Annotated in this window: 22 protein-coding genes; 12 read left to right on the forward strand and 10 right to left on the reverse strand. The window is 64.5% G+C overall.

Annotation, left to right across the window (positions count from 1 at the left end; all coding sequences use genetic code 11):
• The first annotated feature begins 27 nt into the window (after positions 1-27).
• The 4 genes from ACSZPK_RS00795 to ACSZPK_RS00810 all read left to right on the forward strand — a co-directional run bounded on the left by ACSZPK_RS00795 (position 28) and on the right by ACSZPK_RS00810 (position 5,062).
• Positions 28-807 (forward strand): substrate-binding periplasmic protein, encoded by a 780-nt coding sequence (locus ACSZPK_RS00795; protein WP_437879500.1) that lies wholly within the window; start codon positions 28-30, stop codon positions 805-807.
• A gap of 45 nt (positions 808-852) precedes the next feature.
• On the forward strand, positions 853-1,095 hold the full coding sequence (locus ACSZPK_RS00800) for a TIGR02647 family protein (protein WP_437879501.1): 243 nt from the start codon (positions 853-855) through the stop codon (positions 1,093-1,095).
• Positions 1,096-1,181: 86 nt separating this feature from the next.
• Positions 1,182-4,028, forward strand: coding sequence for a class I adenylate cyclase (locus tag ACSZPK_RS00805; RefSeq protein WP_437879502.1), 2,847 nt, complete (start codon positions 1,182-1,184; stop codon positions 4,026-4,028).
• Positions 4,029-4,354: 326 nt separating this feature from the next.
• Positions 4,355-5,062 carry a glycine-rich domain-containing protein gene (locus tag ACSZPK_RS00810; RefSeq protein ID WP_437879503.1) on the forward strand — a complete coding sequence of 236 codons (708 nt, stop codon included), beginning with the start codon at positions 4,355-4,357 and terminating at the stop codon, positions 5,060-5,062.
• 127 nt (positions 5,063-5,189) lie between these two features.
• On the opposite strand, the gene rnk is transcribed toward ACSZPK_RS00810, so the two are convergent.
• From rnk to cyaY, 3 genes are all read right to left on the reverse strand, one after another.
• Positions 5,190-5,600 (reverse strand): nucleoside diphosphate kinase regulator, encoded by a 411-nt coding sequence (gene rnk, locus ACSZPK_RS00815; RefSeq protein ID WP_437879504.1) that lies wholly within the window; start codon positions 5,598-5,600, stop codon positions 5,190-5,192.
• A gap of 153 nt (positions 5,601-5,753) precedes the next feature.
• Positions 5,754-5,960 carry a DUF1289 domain-containing protein gene (locus ACSZPK_RS00820; RefSeq protein ID WP_437879505.1) on the reverse strand — a complete coding sequence of 69 codons (207 nt, stop codon included), beginning with the start codon at positions 5,958-5,960 and terminating at the stop codon, positions 5,754-5,756.
• Positions 5,932-6,264 carry an iron donor protein CyaY gene (cyaY, locus tag ACSZPK_RS00825; protein ID WP_437879506.1) on the reverse strand — a complete coding sequence of 111 codons (333 nt, stop codon included), beginning with the start codon at positions 6,262-6,264 and terminating at the stop codon, positions 5,932-5,934. The genes ACSZPK_RS00820 and cyaY overlap by 29 nt, the downstream gene beginning before the upstream one ends.
• 202 nt (positions 6,265-6,466) lie before the next feature.
• On the opposite strand from cyaY, the gene lptM reads away from it, so the two are divergent.
• Genes lptM through ACSZPK_RS00855 form a run of 6 tightly spaced genes read left to right on the forward strand, consistent with a single transcriptional unit; the run spans position 6,467 to position 11,038 of the window.
• Positions 6,467-6,604, forward strand: coding sequence for an LPS translocon maturation chaperone LptM (gene lptM, locus ACSZPK_RS00830; protein WP_437879507.1), 138 nt, complete (start codon positions 6,467-6,469; stop codon positions 6,602-6,604).
• Positions 6,605-6,613: 9 nt separating this feature from the next.
• Entirely contained in the window at positions 6,614-7,861 is a 1,248-nt protein-coding gene (lysA, locus tag ACSZPK_RS00835) for a diaminopimelate decarboxylase (protein ID WP_437879508.1), read from the forward strand.
• 10 nt (positions 7,862-7,871) lie between these two features.
• Complete coding sequence (gene dapF, locus ACSZPK_RS00840) at positions 7,872-8,702, forward strand: diaminopimelate epimerase (RefSeq protein ID WP_437879509.1); 831 nt, start codon at positions 7,872-7,874, stop codon at positions 8,700-8,702.
• Positions 8,699-9,385 (forward strand): DUF484 family protein, encoded by a 687-nt coding sequence (locus ACSZPK_RS00845; RefSeq protein WP_437879510.1) that lies wholly within the window; start codon positions 8,699-8,701, stop codon positions 9,383-9,385. The genes dapF and ACSZPK_RS00845 overlap by 4 nt, the downstream gene beginning before the upstream one ends.
• 58 nt (positions 9,386-9,443) lie before the next feature.
• Entirely contained in the window at positions 9,444-10,349 is a 906-nt protein-coding gene (gene xerC, locus ACSZPK_RS00850; protein WP_437880252.1) for a tyrosine recombinase XerC, read from the forward strand.
• Entirely contained in the window at positions 10,346-11,038 is a 693-nt protein-coding gene (locus ACSZPK_RS00855; RefSeq protein WP_437879511.1) for an HAD family hydrolase, read from the forward strand. The genes xerC and ACSZPK_RS00855 overlap by 4 nt, the downstream gene beginning before the upstream one ends.
• Before the next feature lie 248 nt (positions 11,039-11,286).
• Here ACSZPK_RS00855 and sutA read toward each other — a convergent pair whose 3' ends face one another.
• From sutA to glnK, 4 genes are all read right to left on the reverse strand, one after another.
• On the reverse strand, positions 11,287-11,616 hold the full coding sequence (gene sutA, locus ACSZPK_RS00860; RefSeq protein ID WP_437879512.1) for a transcriptional regulator SutA: 330 nt from the start codon (positions 11,614-11,616) through the stop codon (positions 11,287-11,289).
• A gap of 86 nt (positions 11,617-11,702) precedes the next feature.
• Positions 11,703-12,131, reverse strand: a complete 429-nt coding sequence (locus ACSZPK_RS00865; protein WP_437879513.1) for a secondary thiamine-phosphate synthase enzyme YjbQ — start codon at positions 12,129-12,131, stop codon at positions 11,703-11,705.
• Between the two features lie 145 nt (positions 12,132-12,276).
• Positions 12,277-13,593 (reverse strand): ammonium transporter, encoded by a 1,317-nt coding sequence (locus ACSZPK_RS00870; protein WP_437879514.1) that lies wholly within the window; start codon positions 13,591-13,593, stop codon positions 12,277-12,279.
• Positions 13,594-13,627: 34 nt separating this feature from the next.
• Positions 13,628-13,966 (reverse strand): P-II family nitrogen regulator, encoded by a 339-nt coding sequence (gene glnK / locus ACSZPK_RS00875; protein WP_021700071.1) that lies wholly within the window; start codon positions 13,964-13,966, stop codon positions 13,628-13,630.
• Positions 13,967-14,367: 401 nt separating this feature from the next.
• On the opposite strand from glnK, the gene ACSZPK_RS00880 reads away from it, so the two are divergent.
• Together ACSZPK_RS00880 and ACSZPK_RS00885 are read left to right on the forward strand one after the other, a co-directional pair.
• Complete coding sequence (locus ACSZPK_RS00880; protein ID WP_437879515.1) at positions 14,368-14,628, forward strand: accessory factor UbiK family protein; 261 nt, start codon at positions 14,368-14,370, stop codon at positions 14,626-14,628.
• An 81-nt stretch (positions 14,629-14,709) separates the two neighbouring features.
• A complete protein-coding gene (locus ACSZPK_RS00885; protein WP_437879516.1) occupies positions 14,710-16,203 on the forward strand; it encodes a YifB family Mg chelatase-like AAA ATPase in 1,494 nt (497 codons plus the stop codon).
• Between the two features lie 184 nt (positions 16,204-16,387).
• Here the strand turns inward: ACSZPK_RS00885 and ACSZPK_RS00890 are convergent, their stop codons facing one another.
• The 3 genes from ACSZPK_RS00890 to potA form a co-directional block, all read right to left on the reverse strand.
• On the reverse strand, positions 16,388-17,254 hold the full coding sequence (locus ACSZPK_RS00890) for an ABC transporter permease subunit (RefSeq protein ID WP_437879517.1): 867 nt from the start codon (positions 17,252-17,254) through the stop codon (positions 16,388-16,390).
• The gene (locus ACSZPK_RS00895; RefSeq protein ID WP_437880253.1) at positions 17,251-18,132 is read right to left on the reverse strand and encodes an ABC transporter permease subunit; all 882 of its coding nucleotides are present in this window, start codon (positions 18,130-18,132) and stop codon (positions 17,251-17,253) included. Before ACSZPK_RS00895 ends, ACSZPK_RS00890 begins: the two co-directional genes overlap by 4 nt.
• Before the next feature lie 218 nt (positions 18,133-18,350).
• Positions 18,351-19,505 (reverse strand): polyamine ABC transporter ATP-binding protein, encoded by a 1,155-nt coding sequence (gene potA, locus ACSZPK_RS00900; RefSeq protein ID WP_437879518.1) that lies wholly within the window; start codon positions 19,503-19,505, stop codon positions 18,351-18,353.
• Position 19,506 lies beyond the last annotated feature (1 nt).

Here is a 19,506-nt window from a genome sequence, read left to right on the forward strand (position 1 = left end):
CGTCCCATTCATGGAATGCGAGAGCGGATGCCCGATCTGTGTCGTACCGGCCCGTGGCCTGCGCTGTTGTCAGCCATGCTGGCCCTGTCACTTTGCCTGGGCCTGGCCTGCGCACGGGCCGACACGATTCGCATAGGCGCCGAAGATGACTGGTATCCCTACACGGGCGTCAAGGATGGCGAGGTCAGCGGCATGTCGGCCGATATCGTCCGAGCGGCCTTCGCCGCGGCGGCAGTCGACGTGGAACTGGTGCCCTATCCCTATGCACGGTGCATGGAGATGGTCCGCGTCGGCCAACTGCCAGCGTGCTTCAATACCGCGCCGAACGAACGCATCAGCCGCGAGTTCCGCCTGTCCGAAGCGCCCCTGTTCACCGACGATATCCTGCTCTGGGCACGCAAGGCCGATGCACGCCCCATCACCGCGCTGGATCAGTTGGGTTCACGCCGCGTAGCCGTCACCATCGGCTATGAATATGGCGCACTGTTCGACGAACACCCAGGCATCAACCGCATCCAGGTCCGGCGAGACCTCAATGGTTTTCTCATGCTGCTGCACCGGCGCGTAGACTTCACGGCCGCCTATCGCGGCACGGCCCAGGCGCTGTTCCTGGAGAATCCCGAGCTGGCCGGCCAATTCGCTCCGGTCGCCACACTTCACCACTCCCAGCTTTACCTCAGCGCCTCACGCCATAACGCGGACGCCGAGCAACTGCTGCAACACTTCGATCAGGGCATGCGCACCATTCGCGGCAATGGTCAGTACCAGCAGATTCTGGATTACTGGCAACGCTACCCCGAGCACTGACAACGACTACACTGCGAAAACAAAAAGAACCGGAGTCACACGTCCATGGCCTATACCCCCGAACTGATCGCCGAACTGGAAATCCTCGCCCTGTTCAATCTGGGCAACGTGCAAGAGGGCATCAAGGTGCACAACAACGCCACGCCCAAGTTCCAGGCCGCCATCGGCCGCCTGCACGACAAGGGCCTGGTGAGCCTGGCCGACGGCGGCTACCTGACCAACCTTGGCATAGAGGCCGCCGAACATGCCCAGGCCCTGCTGACCATCCTCACCCCCCAACACGCCTGATCCTCAAGGAACGCCACGTCTCTGCCGATATCCGATCATCTCGCGGCTGGTAAGCTGTGTGGCAACAGACAGGGATCGAGCAGTCCATGACCCACACCGAGGAAATTCGCCCGGACATCCAGGACGGTATCGACCGCAAGGTCCTCGCCCAATTGCGGGCGCGTTTCCTCAAGATCAACGCCGGCCGCCTGGCCCGGGCCCTGCAGGCGCTATCGACGCGCCAGGAACTGGTGCTCAAGCTGTTGCCGCTGCTGTTGCACGTCAACCACCCGTTGCTGCCTGGCTATGTTTCCGGCTCGACCCCGGCCGGCCTCTCCGGCTTCGAGCCCAGCGACGAATTGCTCGCCGAAGCCTCGCGCCTGACCCGTTCGTTCAGCTACAAACCACGGCGCAACGCGCCAGCACCGCTCCACGGCCTGTTCCTGATGGGCAGCCTGGGCACCGTGGCCCAGGCCGAGCAGAGCGACATGGACTTATGGCTGTGCCATGCCTCCAACCTCGATGCCCGCGCCCTGCACGAGTTGCAGAAGAAATGCGGCTTGCTCGAAGCCTGGGCCGCCACCTACGGTGCCGAAGTGCACTTCTTTCTGATCGACCCACAGCGTTTCGCCCTCGGCGAGCGGGAAACCCCGCTGACCTCCGATGACTGCGGCACCACCCAGCACTACCTGTTGCTCGACGAGTTCTACCGCACGGCGATCTGGCTCGGCGGCCGCACGCCACTGTGGTGGCTGGTGCCGGTGTATGAGGAAAGCAACTATGCGCACTACACACAGTTCCTGCTGAGCAAGCGCTTCATCCGCGACGAAGACGTGCTCGACCTCGGCCACCTGGCGCACATCCCGCCCGGGGAATTCATCGGTGCGGGCATGTGGCAACTGTTCAAGGGTATCGAGTCGCCCTACAAGTCCGTGCTCAAGCTGCTGCTGACCGAGGTCTACGCCAGCGAGCATCCACAGGTGAAGTGCCTGAGCCTGCGCTTCAAACAGGCGGTGTTCGCCAATCGACTGGACCTCGATGAGCTGGACCCCTACATCGTCGTCTACCGCCGCCTGGAGGAATACCTCGTTGCCCGTGGCGAAACCGAGCGCCTGGAGCTGATCCGCCGCTGCCTGTACCTGAAGGTGAACAAGAAGATCAGCAGCCCGCCCCGCCATCGCGCCAAGAGCTGGCAGCGCCTGCTGCTGGAGCGCCTGAGCGGCGAATGGCAGTGGAATGCCCGGCAACTGACCCTGCTCGACAGCCGCAGCCAATGGAAGGTGCGCCAGGTCAGCGCCGAGCGCCGGGCGCTGGTCAACGAACTGACCTACAGCTATCGCTTTCTCTCGGCCTTCGCCCAGCGCCAGCAGGCCAGCAGCCCGCTGAACAGCCGCGACCTCGGGGTACTCGGGCGGCGCCTGTACGCGGCCTTCGAACGCAAGGCCGGCAAGATCGAATTCATCAACCCCGGCATCGCCCCGGACATGGCCGAAGACACCCTGACTCTGGTCTGCTCCAGCCTCGACGAGGCTGGAGCGGAAACCCAATGGGCGCTCTACAGCGGCAGCCTGGCCAATCACGAGTGGCCGGACTTCGCACCGCTCAAGCGTGCCCGGGAACTGGTCGAGCTGCTCGCCTGGTGTCATCGCAACGGCGTGATCGACAGCGGCACACGCGTGTCACTGCATCCGGGCCCGAGCGATCTGAGCGAGTTCGAACTGTCCAACCTGATCAGCAGCCTGCAGCAGTCCTTCCCCCTGCCCCTGCCGGCGGTCGCCGAAGCGGACCTGCTGCGCCATGCACAACCGTCGCGCACCCTGCTGCTGGTCAATGTCGGCGTCGACCCGCTCAAGGCCCACAGCCAGTTGAACGTGCACATGACCAGCGAGCGCACCGACTCGCTAGGCTACTCCGGGGTGCGCGAGAACCTGGTGCTGACCCTCGACCAGGTCACCCTGAACAGTTGGAACGAACTGCTGGTCAGCCGCTACGACAGCCCCACCGCGCTGCTCGATTGCCTGCGCGATTACCTCAACAGCCTGCCGCCTGGCGGTACGCCGCCAGAGCTGCGCGTCAGTTGCTACTGCCGCAACCGCGCCCCGGCCATCGCCCAACGCGTCGAGGAACTGCTGCGCGACGTGCTCGTCAACCTGCGCGAACAGCCTTACAGCCGCTACCTGCTGCAGGTCCAGCAGCACTATCACGTGCTGGAGTTGCAGCCTGGGCTGGTCAGCCATGCGCAACTGGATAACCTGCCGGCCCTGGTCGAACACCTCGGCGAGGAACAGCCACGCTACAGCCCGCTGCACCTCGACCCTTTCGCGCTCGAAGGCGAAGACCTCGCACTGATCCTGCCGGCCGGCCGGGCCGATTGTATCCAGGTGTTCTATCGGGTCGATGGCGGACAGGCCGACCTGAGCGTGCTCGACGAGCACAATGCGTTGTGGCGTCAACGCGTGCCATTTCGCGACGAGCAAAGCTTGCTGACCCCGCTGCAGCGCTTCTTGCAATCCGTGCTCTACCGTCGCAACGCCTTGCTGCCCCTGGAGAACGTTGACAGCCGCCCCGCCCTGGAACTGCTCTATTACGAGGTGCTACCGGCGCCACCGCTGCGCGCCCGCAGCCTGGAACGCCGCGCTGCGCCCCAGGCGTCGGTCAGCTATCCCTTCTACGATGTACAAGCGATCATCGAGCCTGGCGACGACAGGCGCCTGCATGTCACGCTGTTCTGCAACCACCGGGAATTCTCCGAGCTGGAGTACGGCCAGAGCCTGTTCGGCAGCGTTGCCCGGCACATTCTCGAGCAGCGCCGTGAAACCGAGCGCTACCCCTGCTACATCACCGACCTGGACCTGTCCCGCGTGCTCGGCGGCGACCACGGCCAGACCGTCAACTACTTGCGCTACAAGAGCGAACTGGAACGCGCCCTGAACGACGCCCTGGCCAATGCCTGAGAACCTGTTCACGCGCGGCTGCCGTCGGCTCGCGTCGAAACGGAAAATCGATTAAAAACGCGGCAGGTATGAGGCAAGAGAGACCGTGTGAAAACGTAGCGAGCGAAGGGCAGGCAAGGGCTAGGCGCCCCCGCAAAACGGCGAAAAAGCGCAGTTTACGCGCTGTAAATGAGCATTTTGACTGGGCTGGCATTCCAGCCGTTTTTTAACGCCGCATGACCGAGCGCAGTAGTTTTCACACAGTCTGAAGAGCGGGCATTCGCGTTTGCAGGGTGGGCCGCAATTGTCTCTTTCAGCCCGTCAACGCCTCGAAAAGGAAGACGAACATGTTGCTCCCCAGCCTGCTTGGCGCTGCCCTGGTCGGCGTCGGCTTCTGGCAACTGCGTAAACGCAATGCGCGAGCCCGCGAACGTTTCATCGCCTCGTTCAGCTTTCCCGATAGCGTGCGCGGCAAGCTGCTGGAGCGCTACCCGCACCTGACACCGCAGCAGACCGGCCTGGTCCTGCAAGGCTTGCGCGAATATTTCCAGCTATGCCGCATGGCCGGAAAGCGCATGGTCGCCATGCCGTCCCAGGCCGTCGACGTGGCCTGGCACGAGTTCATTCTCTATACCCGCCGCTACCAGCAATTCTGCCGCAAGGGCTTCGGCCGCTTCCTGCACCACACGCCCAACGATGCGATGCCCAACCCCAGTGCTCCCGCCGATAGTATCCGCCGCGCCTGGCAACTGGCATGCAGGCGCGATGGCGTCGCGCCGAGCACCAGCAGTCACATTCCCCTGCTGTTTGCCCTGGACGCACAGCTGGCCATCGCCGACGGCTTCTTCTACCGACGCAACTGCGAGGCAGCTCCCGGCACCATCGGCACCGGCGACACTTTCTGTGTCAGCCATTTCGGCTGTGGTTCAAGCGGCTGTGGCGGCGACTCGGGTTCGTCGGGCCATGGCGGCTCGGACAATGGCAGCGGCGACAGTGGCGGAGGCGATTCCGGCGGGGGTTGTGGCGGGGGCTGCGGAGGAGGTGGCGGCGACTGACCCCGTCCGGGCCGGGGCCAAACCTGCCGCAATTGATGTCATCGCTGCCGGTCGGCCTGCGCAGCGGCGGCTGACATCAATGGCAAACGCGTCGGCGCTTTCCGGCGCCGACAAGCGCCGGTATTGCTCAACGCACGTATTCGCCCGCCGCTTCCGGTTGGTACTCGACCGCCAGCAACGTCAGTTTGAGCACCTTGCCACCACCCGGCACCGGCCAGTCGATGTGCTGGCCGACGGACAGGCCGAGCAACGCGCTGCCCACTGGCGCGAGGACCGACACGGTGCCTTCGCCACCCGCCTGCTCCGGGTAGACCAGGGTCAGGTGATAGTCCTTGCCGCTGCCTTCCTCGCGGCAATGCACGCGCGAGTTCATCGTCACCACGCCAGCCGGCACCTCGTCATGACCGACCACATGCGCGCGGGACAATTCTGCCTCCAGCGCCTCGGCGGCCGGGCCGTATGGCTCCAGGCTGTCGAGCAACTGCTCCAAGCGTTGCAGATCAAGGCGGGTGATGGTGATGGCGGGCGAGCTGTGCATGGCGATCGGCGACTCCTGTCCGGTCTATATAAAACAAAACCCCGCCCGAAGGCGGGGTCTGGTTGACGTGGTTCGACCGTATCACAGGCGAATAAATAAGCAAGGGCAGCCGCTGGAGGCGGGAGGCATCGGGGCCTGTCGGCCCAGCAAGTACTACTTTCGGCTCACACTTGCCTCCGCCAAGCGCCTGGCTGCCGCGTCACGAATGGCCATTCGCCTGCTCCGGGCGGCGTTCCCCCATTCGAGGATTTCCCCCAACAGGCGACCACAGCCCAGGCACTGCTCCTGATCGTTCAGGCAGCAGCGCCGCACACAAGGCGAGGCAACCGCCTCAGAGCTCGTCGAACTCGATGTGCTCACCGGCCTGCTCCAGGGTTACGCGAGCCAGCAGTTCGCCCAGCGGCTCGTCGCTGGTGTCACAGATCCACAGCCCCTCATTCTCGTCGTAGTCGAAGTGGAAGCCGCCCGAGCGCGCCGCGACCCAGAGCTGGCGCAGCGGCTCCTGGCGACTGAGGATCAACTGGCTGCCGTTGTCGAAGCGTACGGTCAGCACGCCCGCCGAGTTTTCCAGATCGATGTCCAGCCCGCTTTCATCGAAGATGTCCTCGACGGCTTCCTGCACGCTATCGAGCAGGTCGTGGAATCGGGCTTCAGTCAAACTCATACACACCTCGGCAAACGGATCGCTGATTATCGAGCCGGGCAGACCCGGCGAATGGCGCAAGGATAACCCGGACACGGACAAAGGGCGCGCCACGGGCTGAATATTGCCACGCAACGCCCGTCTGGCGGGACGTGCGTGCATAGGCAAGGCGGCGGGGCGTGGGTATACTCCGGGCCATTCTCGATTTTGTAAGGAAGTCATCATGAAGCGCCTGCTGCTGCCCTTCATCGCGCTAGCCGTCCTCAGCGTCTCCCTCGCCGGCTGTGGCCAGAAAGGCCCGCTGTACCACCCGGACGATGAAAAGACCTCGGAAAAACGCGACAGAGACGTCTTCCTCTAAGGGGGTTCCATGCAAGCCTTTACCCACCGCGACGGCCAGCTGTTCGCGGAAGGCGTGGCGCTGTCCGCCATTGCCGAGCGCTTCGGTACGCCTACCTACGTGTATTCCCGCGCCCACATCGAGGCCCAGTACCGCGCCTATGCCGATGCCCTGGCCGGCATGCCGCACCTGGTGTGCTTCGCCGTCAAGGCCAACTCCAACCTCGGCGTGCTCAACGTCCTGGCGCGCCTTGGCGCCGGCTTCGATATCGTTTCCCGTGGCGAACTGGAGCGCGCCCTGGCTGCCGGCGGCGACGCCAGCAGGATCGTCTTCTCCGGCGTCGGCAAGACCCGCGACGACATGCGCCGTGCCCTGGAGGTCGGCGTGCACTGCTTCAACGTCGAATCCACCGACGAACTGGAACGCCTGCAGAGCGTCGCCGCCGAACTGGGCAAGGTCGCCGCGATCTCCCTGCGCGTGAACCCGGACGTCGATGCCGGCACCCACCCGTACATTTCCACCGGTCTCAAGGAAAACAAGTTCGGTATCGCCATCGCCGATGCGCCGGCGGTCTACGCCCGTGCCGCCGGATTGCCCAACCTGCGGATCGTCGGTGTTGATTGCCATATCGGTTCGCAACTGACCAGCCTGCCACCGTTCCTCGATGCCCTGGATCGCCTGCTGGCGCTGGTGGACAAGCTGGCCACAGCGGGCATCACCATCCGCCACCTCGACCTCGGCGGTGGCCTGGGCGTGCAGTACCGCGACGAGCAGCCACCGCTGGCCGGCGACTACATCGCCGCCGTGCGTGAGCGCATCAAAGGCCGCGACCTGGCCCTGGTGTTCGAGCCGGGCCGCTCCATCGTCGCCAACGCTGGAGTGCTGCTGACTCGCGTGGAATACCTCAAGCACACCGAACACAAGGATTTCGCCATCGTCGACGCGGCGATGAACGACCTGATCCGCCCGGCGCTGTACCAGGCCTGGATGGACGTCACCCCGGTCCGGCCACGTGACGGCCAGGCTCGCAACTACGACCTGGTCGGGCCGATCTGCGAGACCGGCGACTTCCTCGCCAAGAACCGCGAACTGGTGCTCGCCGAAGGCGACCTGCTGGCCGTGCGCTCCGCCGGCGCCTATGGTTTCGTCATGAGCTCGAACTACAACACCCGTGGCCGCGCCGCCGAAATCCTGGTCGATGGCGACCAGGCCCACGAAGTGCGCCGCCGCGAAACCCTGGAAGAACTCTACGCTGGCGAAAGCCTGCTGCCGACGTGAGGGCGCGATCATGCTATTGCGCTTCACCAAGATGCACGGCATCGGCAATGACTTCATGGTCCTCGACCTGATCAGCCAGCACGCGCATATCCAGCCCAAGCACGCCAAGGCGTGGGGTGATCGCAACACGGGCGTCGGCTTCGACCAGTTGCTGCTGGTCGAGGCGCCGAGCAGCCCGGACGTCGACTTCCGCTACCGCATCTTCAACGCCGACGGTTCGGAAGTGGAGCAATGCGGCAACGGCGCGCGCTGCTTCGCCCGTTTCGTGGTGGACAAGCGCCTGACCGTGAAGAAGAAGATCCGCGTGGAAACCAAGAGCGGCGTGATCGAGCTGAACCTGCGCGCCGACGGCCAGGTCACGGTGGACATGGGCGCGCCACGCCTGGTGCCGGCGGACATTCCGTTCCAGGCCGACCGCGAAGCCCTGAGCTATCAGGTCGAGGTCGATGGGCAGACGCTCGAACTGGCGGCAGTCTCCATGGGCAACCCACACGCCGTGCTGCGCGTCGAGGATGCCGATAGCGCGCCGGTGCATGAGCTCGGCCCGAAAATGGAACACCACCCGCGCTTTCCCAACCGGGTCAACGTCGGCTTCCTGCAAGTCCAGGATCGCCATCACGGGCGCCTGCGCGTCTGGGAGCGCGGTGCCGGGGAAACCCAGGCCTGCGGCACCGGCGCCTGCGCCGCCGCGGTCGCGGCCATCCGTCACGGCTGGATGGATTCGCCCGTGCAACTCGAACTGCCAGGCGGCAAGCTGACCATCGAGTGGGCAGGCCCGGGCCAGCCCGTTATGATGACCGGCCCCGCCGTTCGCGTGTACGAAGGACAAGTCCGGCTATGACCGATACGTCGCCCCCGCTCGATGCCGAAGCCGTCGCCGCCTACCTGCGCCAGCACCCGGAGTTCTTCGTCGACCACGACGAGCTGATCACCGAGTTGCGCATCCCTCATCAGCCCGGGGCCGCGGTGTCGCTGGTCGAGCGCCAGGTCAGGCTGTTGCGCGAGCGTAATCTGGAGCTGCGCCAGCGCCTGACCCATCTGATGGAAGTGGCCCGCGACAATGACCGGCTGTTCGAGAAGACGCGCCGCCTGATCCTCGCCATGCTCGATGCGGGCAGCCTGGAGGAAGTGGTCAGCGTGGTCGAAGACAGCCTGCGCCATGAATTCAAGGTGCCCTTCGTCAGCCTCGTGCTGTTCAGCGAAGAGGCCAATGGCGTCGGCCGTAGCGTAGCGGCCGGCGAGGCGCACAAGGTCATCGGCGGGCTGCTCGCCGATGGCAAGACCACCTGCGGCGCGCTACGCCCGCGCGAACTGGAGTTCCTGTTCAACGAGGCCGAGAGCGGCCAGGTCGGTTCTGCCGCCGTGGTTTCGCTCAGCCACCAGGGCCTGCACGGCATCCTCGCCATCGGCAGCCCCGACCCACAGCACTACAAGAGTTCGCTCGGCACCCTGTTCCTCGGCTACGTAGCCGATGTACTGTCACGGGTACTCGCACGCCTCGCCGCACAGCGCTCGCCTCAGTAACCGCCTGGGCAGCGCCTGATGCTCCGAGGCATTCACCTGGAGCCTGGAGGGGACAGCCATCCGTCTTGCAACCGATCTGGATGCCTATCTCGAACACCTGCGCAGCGAACGCCAGGTGTCGACACATACCCTCGACGGCTACCGGCGCGATCTGGGCAAGCTCGTAGGGCTGTGCGAGAAGGCCGGCATCGAATCCTGGAAGAATCTCGACGTACGCAGCCTGCGCAGCTTCATCGCCCGCCTGCATGCCCAGGGCCTGTCCAGTCGTTCCCTGGCGCGCCTGTTATCGGCGACGCGCGGCCTCTACCAATACCTGCACCGCGAAGGCGTCTGTCGCCACGATCCAGCCAACGGCCTGCGCCCGCCAAAGGGTGAACGGCGACTGCCGCGCACGCTGGATGCCGACCGCGCTCAACAGTTGCTCGATGGCGCCCAGGACGACGACTTCATCGCCCGCCGCGACCAGGCTTTGCTGGAGCTGTTCTATTCCTCGGGGCTGCGCCTGTCCGAACTGGTCGGCCTGAACCTCGATGGCCTGGACTTGCACGACGGCCTGGTCCGGGTGCTCGGCAAAGGCAACAAGACCCGCGAACTGCCGGTCGGCAGCAAGGCTCGCGCAGCATTGGAGCAGTGGCTGCCATTGCGCGCCCTGAGCAATCCGGCGGACGGCGCGCTGTTCGTCAGCCAGCAGGGCCGCCGCCTGTCACCGCGCGCCGTGCAACTGCGCGTGCGCCAGGCCGGTGTGCGCGAACTCGGCCAACACCTGCACCCACACATGTTGCGCCACAGCTTCGCCAGCCACCTGCTGGAATCGTCGCAGGACCTGCGCGCCGTGCAGGAGCTGCTCGGCCATGCCGACATCGCCACCACGCAGATCTACACCCACCTGGATTTCCAGCACCTGGCGACGGTCTATGACCAGGCCCATCCACGCGCCAAACGCAGCAAGGGAGACGCGTCATGAGCCTGCGCCTGATCACCTTCGACCTCGACGACACCCTGTGGGATAACAAACCGGTCATCGCCGGCGCCGAGACGGCCATGCGCGACTGGCTGGCCGAGCATGCGCCGCGCCTGGCCGAGTTGCCGGTCGAGCATCTGTGGGAGGTTCGCGCCGCCGTGCTCGCCGACGATCCCGGCCTGCGCCACCGGCTGAGCGAGCTGCGCCGCCGAACCCTGCGCCATGCGCTGAATGGCGTGGGCTATTCGCCCGAACAGGCCGCCGAAATGGCCGAGGGCGCATTCCAGACCATGCTGCACGCCCGCCATCGCATCACCTTCTTCAACGACACCGTACCGACCCTGGAACGCCTCGCGCTGCACTACACCCTGGGCGTGATCACCAACGGCAACGCCGACGTGCGCCGCCTGGGCCTGGCCGACTACTTTCGCTTCGCCCTGTCCGCCGAGGAGCTGGGCGTCGGCAAGCCCGACCCGCATCCGTTCCAGCGCGCCCTGCATGAAGCGGGCGTGGAGGCGTCCCAGGCGGTCCACATCGGCGACCACCCCGGCGATGACATCGCCGGGGCCCAGGCCGCTGGCCTGCGGGCCATCTGGTTCAACCCGTTGCGCCAGGAATGGCAGGGCGAACGGCATCCCGATGCACAAATCACCAGTCTTTCCGAACTGCCCGCCGTGCTGGAGCGCTGGTAACAATTCAGGCCCTGACACTTGCTGGATAGTTGTATCGAGGCAGGAGCGGACGTAGGGTGGACAACGCTCTTTTTGTCCACCATTAGCAGAGCGGTGGACAAGCTTCGCGTTGTCCACCCTACGAGGGTCTGCAATTACCTCGAAGCAGCCGTTCAAATCGCCCCCCTTCCAGGCCGCCTCACTTGAATGCATCGCCCCAAAAGAAAAACCCGCCGGATAGGCGGGCTCTTCATCGCAGCAGCTAATCGTCAGATAGGACGACTGCCGTATTTGCTGTCTGGCTTCTTGGGCGGATCAGCAACTACGTTGGGCTCGACTTCCTGCACCTTGCCACCGCGCGCCAGGAAGTCTTCCATGGCCTTGGCCAGGGCGTCACGCTCCTTCTGCTTGGCTTCGATGCTGGGTATCTCTTCGGGCTCGACGGCGGCCTTTTTCTTGCCTGGCTTGCCACTGGAAGACTCGCCGGCGTCGCCGCCATCGTCATCCTCCGCTACATCGCCATCAGCGGCAGACAGCTCCTCGCCGTCATCCTCGTCACCCGCTTCCAGTTCGTCCTGTTCCAGTTCTTCGTCACTCATGCTCAACCTCATACCATGCGCAAAGCAGGTTAGTTATAGACCAGCGGCGCGTATTGCAAGGCGCTACCGGGAAAAATCCGCTTCATTCATCGAGCTTTTTCACCATGGAGCGTCGCGATCAGTCGACGCGCGCCGCCATGATCCCGGTGCTCACCGAGATAGATTCCCTGCCACGTCCCCAACTCCAGCTTTCCAGCCCTCACAGGCAGGCTCAACTGGCAGCCGAGCAGGCTGGACTTGAAGTGCGCCGGCAGGTCGTCCGGCCCTTCATCGTCATGCTCGTAACCGGTTTCGTCCTGCGGCACCAAGCGGTTGAAGAACCGCTCGAAGTCACGCCGCACCGCACCATCGGCATTCTCGTTGATGGTCAGCGAGGCCGACGTGTGCTGCAGCCAGAGGTGCAGCACACCCACTTGATAATCGCGAAGCTCGGGTAGCGCAGCGACGATCTCATCATCGACAAGATGGAATCCGCGAGCCCTCGAACGCAGGGTGATGGTCCGTTGCAGCCACATGGTCGCCACCGGCTCTATCCGATTTTGGGGCGCATTCTAGCGCGCTCGGCAAAAAAGCAAAGGGTCAAAGAACAGGGTCCTGGCTGTCACCGAAAAGATACAAAAACGCCCGGCAGAAGCCGGGCGTTTTTCATTGCACGAGCGGTTACAGGTTGTAGCCGCGCTCGTTGTGTTCCGCAAGGTCGAGACCAACGGCCTCGGCTTCTTCGTTGACCCGCAGGCCCATCACGATATCCAGCACCTTGAGGATGATGAAGGTGACGATGGCGGTGTAGATCACGGTGAAGGCGACGCCCTTGAACTGGATGAACACTTGCTCGGCGATGTTTTCCACGGTGCCGAAGCCACCCATTGCCGGAGCGGCGAACACACCGGTCAGCAGGGCGCCGACGATACCGCCGATACCGTGTACGCCGAAGGCGTCCAGGGAATCGTCGTAGCCCAGCTTGCGCTTGAGGCTGGTGGCGCAGAAGAAGCAGATCACGCCAGCGGCCAGGCCAATCACCAGGGCGCCCATCGGGCCGACGGTGCCAGCGGCCGGAGTGATGGCGACCAGGCCGGCAACCACGCCGGAGGCGATGCCCAGGGCGCTCGGCTTACCGTGGGTGACCCACTCGGCGAACATCCAGGCCAGGGCGGCGGCGGCGGTGGCGATCTGGGTAACCAGCATGGCCATGCCAGCGGTGCCGTTGGCGGCTGCCGCGGAACCGGCGTTGAAGCCGAACCAGCCGATCCACAGCATGGCGGCACCGACCAGGGTGTAGCCCAGGTTGTGCGGCGCCATCGGCGTGGTCGGGTAACCCTTGCGCTTGCCCAGCACGATGCAGGCGATCAGGCCAGCGACACCGGCGTTGATGTGCACCACGGTGCCGCCCGCGAAGTCCAGTACGCCCCAGTCCCACATCAGGCCGCCGTTACCGGACCAGACCATGTGCGCGATCGGTGCATAGACCAGGGTGAACCACAAGCCCATGAAGATCAGCATGGCGGAGAACTTCATGCGCTCGGCGAACGCGCCGACGATCAGCGCCGGGGTAATGATCGCGAAGGTCATCTGGAAGGTGACGAACACCGGCTCGGGGAAGGCCGCGGTCAGGCTCTCCGGGGTGATGCCGGCGAGGAACGCCTTCGACAGGCCACCGACGAAGGAGTTGAAGTTGACCACGCCCTGTTCCATACCGGTGGTATCGAAGGCCAGGCTGTAGCCGTAGAGCGTCCAGAGGATGCTCATCAGGCCGGTGATGGCGAAGCACTGCATCATCACCGAAAGGATGTTCTTGGAACGCACCATGCCGCCGTAGAACAGCGCCAGGCCGGGGATGGTCATGAACAGGACCAGCGCGGTGGCGGTCAGCATCCACGCGGTATCGCCGGAGTTGAGGGTAACCTCGTCAGCCATGGCCAGGCCGGGGGTAACGAGGGACAAGAGGGCTCCTAGCCCTGCGAGCTTACGCAGAGTCATGTGTTTTCTCCTGGGGCGGGTTGGGTTCGGAGGCTTAAACTGCGTCGGTGCCGGTTTCGCCGGTACGGATGCGGATCGCCTGTTCCAGGTTGACTACGAAGATCTTGCCGTCACCGATCTTGCCGGTGTTGGCGGCCTTGGTGATCGCTTCGATGACCCGGTCCAGCTGGTCGTCGGCGATGGCGACGTCGATCTTCACCTTGGGCAGAAAATCGACCACGTACTCCGCGCCGCGATACAGCTCGGTGTGGCCCTTCTGCCGGCCGAAGCCCTTGACCTCGGTGACGGTGATGCCCTGCACGCCGATTTCCGACAGCGACTCGCGCACGTCGTCCAGCTTGAACGGCTTGATGATGGCAGTGACTAGCTTCATGAAACTCTCTCCCGTATTGGTGACTTGCCCCAGGAAAAACGAACCCGACTCAAGTCTAAGCGCAGTACCTGGCTTTGTAACGCGTCGGCCGCCGTGAATCCGGCAGGCCGACATGAGCAACCGCACATGCCGAGGTTCTCCCCAACCTCGGCCCGCGCACCGGAACTGCATCGGTGCACGTGTTGCTGGCAACTAAGCAGAAACCTTGCCAGCTCTGACAAATGCCCATTTTTCAGCCCATTAGCCACCCGTCCAGGTGTTCGCCGAGCATGCCGGCGACAATCGCGCACAATCTTGGTGCGCCACGTTCACCCCGAATGATCGAAAACCGTGCGCACACCACGGCAACGCGCAAAAGCCGGCATGCTAGACTGCCCGCCGTTTGCCACCGGAACCTCGCCATGCTGCCGCCCAAAGCCCTTCTCGATGTCCTCTCCAGCCAAGCATCCCGCCTATTCAGCAGTGAGGGCAGTACCCCACGCAGCGAAGTCGAGGCGCAGTTGAAGGTGCTGCTGCAGGGCGCCTTCAACAAACTCGACCTGGTCAGTCGCGAGGAATTCGACAGCCAGATGGTCGTGCTGGCGCGCACCCGCGCGCGCCTGGAGGCGCTCGAGGCCAAGGTCGCCGAACTGGAAGCCAAGCAGAACCCGCCCGCCGACTGAATTCATTCGAGAGGGTGCAACAACGTCGCGTGAGAACCGGGCGAGCCTGGCTTCACGCGTACCGTGATCAAAGGAGTGATCATGTCCCTAGCTATCGTCCACAGCCGCGCCCAGGTGGGCGTGGAAGCGCCTGCCGTGACCGTCGAGGCGCACCTGGCCAACGGCCTGCCAAGCATGGCCCTGGTCGGCCTGCCGGAAACCGCCGTCAAGGAAAGCAAGGATCGCGTGCGCAGCGCGATTCTCAACGCCGGCTTCGAGTTTCCGACTCGACGCATCACCCTCAACCTGGCACCGGCCGACCTGCCCAAGGATGGTGGCCGCTTCGACCTGGCCATAGCCCTCGGTGTGCTTGCAGCCAGCGGACAGGTCCCGGCCGATAGCCTCGACACCCTCGAATGCCTCGGCGAACTGGCCTTGTCCGGCAGCGTGCGCCCGGTACAGGGCGTGCTGCCGGCAGCCCTCGCCGCGCGTGCCTGCGGGCGCACCCTGATCGTCCCCAAGGCCAACGCCGAAGAGGCCTGCCTGGCCTCAGGCCTGGAGGTGCTGGCAATCGACCACCTGCTGGAAATCGCCGCCCATCTCAACGGGCATGCGCCACTGGCGCCCTACCAGGCCAGCGGCCTGTTGCGCGAGCCACGCCCCTACCCGGATCTTCGCGAGGTGCAAGGCCAACTGGCGGCCAAGCGCGCCCTGCTGATCGCCGCCAGCGGCTCGCACAATCTGCTGTTCACAGGCCCGCCCGGCACCGGCAAGACCCTGTTGGCCAGCCGCCTGCCAGGGCTGCTGCCGGCCCTCGACGAGCAGGAGGCCCTGGAGGTCGCGGCGATCCAGTCGGTGGCCAGCCACACACCGCTGAGCAGTTGGCCGCAAAGGCCTTTTCGTCAACCGCACCACAGCGCATCCGGGCCAGCGCTGGTCGGCGGCGGTAGCCGTCCGCAACCTGGCGAGATCACCCTAGCCCATCAGGGCGTGCTGTTTCTCGATGAATTGCCGGAGTTCGACCGCAAGGTGCTGGAAGTCCTGCGCGAGCCCCTGGAGTCAGGCACCATCGTGATCGCCCGGGCGCGGGACAAAGTGCGTTTTCCCGCGCGCTTCCAACTGGTCGCGGCGATGAACCCGTGTCCGTGCGGGTATCTTGGCGATCCGGGTGGGCGCTGCCGTTGCAGCAGCGAGCAGGTACAGCGTTATCGCGCCAAGCTGTCCGGGCCGTTGCTGGACCGCATCGACCTGCACCTGACCGTCGCCCGCGAAAGCACCGTGCTCAATGCACCGGTGGAAGCCGGACAGGACAGCGCCAGCGTCGCGGCCCAGGTGGCCGAGGCGCGCACCGTGCAGATGCGCCGCCAGGGCTGTGCCAATGCCTTTCTCGACCTGACCGGCCTACGCCAGCACTGCGCCCTGGCCGAGCCGGACAGGCTCTGGCTGGAACAGGCCTGCGAACGCCTCAACCTGTCGCTGCGCGCGGCGCATCGGCTGCTCAAGGTGGCCCGTACCCTCGCCGATCTGGAACAGGCGAACGGCATCTCCCGCGCGCATCTGGCCGAAGCGCTGCAGTATCGACCGGGGATGGCTTGATAGCCGGCAAACAAGCGGCCTAGAGCCAGAGGCGGCAGCGGCAGCGGCAGCGGCAGCGGTTCGCAGCGTGGAGCATCCGTCATTCCCGCGAAGGCGGGAATCCAATTGTTTAGAGTCTTTTGGATTCCCGCCTTCGCGGGAATGACGGTGGACCGGAGTCGCCCTTGCTGCCTTGCCGTCGCGATCAGGCCGGCGCTTTCTCCGACCAGGTTTCGCTGGTGGTCGCTTCCATCGCTTCCTGGATCGCGCGCTTGCGTTTCTCTTCCGCACGGCGCGAGAAGTACCAGGCGAAGAAGGTGAAGATCGACACCACCAGCAGGATCAGGCTGGCCACCGCGTTGATCTCCGGCTTCACGCCCAGGCGCACGGCGGAGAACACTTCCATCGGCAGCGTGGTCGAACCCGGCCCGGAGACGAAGCTGGCCAGCACCAGGTCGTCCAGCGACAGGGCGAAGGACATCATGCCGCCCGCCGCCAGCGACGGCGCGATCATCGGGATGGTGATCAGGAAGAACACCTTCCACGGCCGCGCGCCGAGGTCCATGGCCGCCTCTTCGATGGACAGGTCCAGCTCGCGCAGGCGCGCCGAGACCACGATCGCCACGTAGGACGAGCAGAAGGTGGTGTGGGCGATCCAGATGGTGACGATGCCACGTTCCTGGGGCCAGCCGATCAACTGGGCCATGGCCACGAACAGCAGCAGCAGCGACAGGCCGGTGATCACCTCGGGCATGACCAGCGGTGCGGTGACCAGGCCACCGAACATGGTGCGCCCGCGAAAGCGCGGGATGCGCGTCAACACGAAGGCGGCCATGGTGCCCAGCGCCACCGCGGCCACCGCGGTGTAGCAGGCGATTTCCAGGGAACGCAGCACCGAGCCGATCAACTGGCGGTTGTCGAGCAGACCGACATACCACTTCACCGACCAGCCGCCCCAGACCGTCACCAGCTTGGAGGCGTTGAACGAGTAGATGACCAGGATGAACATCGGGGCGTAGATGAACAGCAACCCGAGCCACAGCATCACGGTGGAAAAGCGCAAGTTTTTCATGCCTTGCCCTCCAGTTCCTTGGCTTGGTTCTTGTTGAACAGGATGATCGGCACGATCAGGATCGCCAGCATCACCACCGCCAGGGCGGACGCCACCGGCCAGTCGCGGTTGTTGAAGAACTCCTGCCACAGCACCTTGCCGATCATCAGCGTCTCCGGCCCGCCAAGCAGTTCGGGGATGACGAACTCGCCGACCACCGGGATGAACACCAGCATGCTGCCGGCGATGATGCCGTTCTTCGACAGCGGCACGGTGATCTTCCAGAAGTTGTTGAGGTTGCTCGAGCCCAGGTCGGACGCCGCCTCCAGCAAGCTGTTGTCGTGCTTCACTAGGTTGGCGAACAGCGGCAGGATCATGAACGGCAGGTACGAATAGACGATGCCGATGTACACCGCCAGGTTGGTGTTGAGAATCTGCAACGGCGCATCGATCAGGCCGATCTGCTGCAGGAAGCCATTGAGCAGGCCGTTGTTACTGAGAATGCCCATCCACGCATAGACGCGGATCAGGATCGCGGTCCAGGTCGGCATCATGATCAGCAGCAGCAAGGTGGTCTGCGCTTCCTTGCTCGCGCGGGCCATAGCATAGGCCATCGGATAGCCGATCAGCAGGCACAGCACGGTACTGATGAGGGCGATCTTCAGCGAACCCAGGTAAGCCGACAGGTACAGTTCGTCTTCGCTGAGAAAGGTGTAGTTGCCGAAGTTGAGGACGATCTGCAGCTTCTGCTCGGCGTAGTTGTAGATTTCCGTGTAGGGCGGAATGGCCACGTCGGCTTCGGCGAAGCTGATCTTCATGACGATGAAGAACGGCAGCAGGAAGAACAGGAACAGCCACAGGAACGGCGCGCTGACCACCGCGGCACGGCCAGGACGCAACGCGCTGAAGCGGCTGAACAGCAGGGTCACCACGGCGTAGACGATGAGGATCAGCGCCACCACCGCGATGAACTCGCAGATCTGGTTGATCGACAGCCCCAGGGCGGCCCAGAAGCTCTGTGCGCCGATCAGGTTGTAGAGGGTCAGCACGACGAGGGCGAGCAACAGCGCGCCGACGACTTGCACGCCCTTGTCGCGGGCTTGAGCGAGGACTTTGTTCATGACTGCAGTACCACGCCGCTGTCGTCTTCCCAGTACACCACCACCTGGTCGTCCCAGGTCGGCCGCTTGCCACGCCGTTCGGCGTTGGCGATGAAGGCCTGGACGATCTGCCCGGAGCTGAGCTTGACGTGGTACACCGAGTGGCCGCCGAGGTAGGCGATGTCGTGCACGCTGCCGCGCGACCAGTTGTACTCGGGATGCTCGTGATCGGCCGGCAGCTCGCTGGCCATCAGCAGTTTTTCCGGGCGCAGGGCGTAGGTAACCTGGGTTTCCTGGGCGCGGGTGCTGATGCCGTGGCCGATGTAGATCGGCTTGTCCAGTTGCGCGCAGTTGATCACCGCGTGGTCGGCGTCGTCGGTGACGATCTGCCCCTCGAACATGTTCACGCTGCCGATGAACTCGCAGACCAGGCGGCTGGCCGGGGTCTCGTAGATGTCCACCGGCGAGCCGATCTGGGCGATCCAGCCCAGGTGCATGATGGCGATGCGCTGGGCCATGGTCATGGCCTCTTCCTGGTCGTGGGTGACCATCACGCAGGTCACGCCGACGCGCTCGATGATTTCCACCAGCTCAAGCTGCATCTGCGAGCGCAGCTTCTTGTCCAGCGCGCCCATCGGTTCGTCGAGCAACAGCAGCTTCGGACGCTTGGCCAGCGAACGGGCCAGGGCCACGCGCTGACGCTGGCCGCCGGACAACTGGTGCGGCTTGCGCTTGGCGTACTGGCTCATGTGCACCAGCTTGAGCATCTCGGCCACGCGCTCGTCGATCTCGTCCTGGGGCAGCTTGTCCTGCTTGAGACCGAAGGCGATGTTCTGCGCCACGGTCATGTGCGGGAACAGGGCGTAGGACTGGAACATCATGTTGATAGGCCGCTCGTAGGGCGGCATATCGGTAATGTCCACGCCATCGAGGAGGATGCGCCCCTCGGTCGGCTTCTCGAAGCCGGCGAGCATGCGCAGCAGGGTCGACTTGCCGGAGCCGGAGCCACCGAGCAGGGCGAAGATCTCGCCCTTGTTGATGGTCAGCGAGACATCGTCGACGGCCACGGTTTCGTCGAACTTCTTCGTCACGCGGTCGATTTTTACCAGCACCTCTTTCGGTTGCTGGCTGCCCTCGAGGGCTTTTTTGTAGGCGCTGGAGGCGACGGCCATT

The organism is Pseudomonas sp. LRF_L74 (assembly GCF_965644255.1).
Classification (GTDB): domain Bacteria; phylum Pseudomonadota; class Gammaproteobacteria; order Pseudomonadales; family Pseudomonadaceae; genus Aquipseudomonas.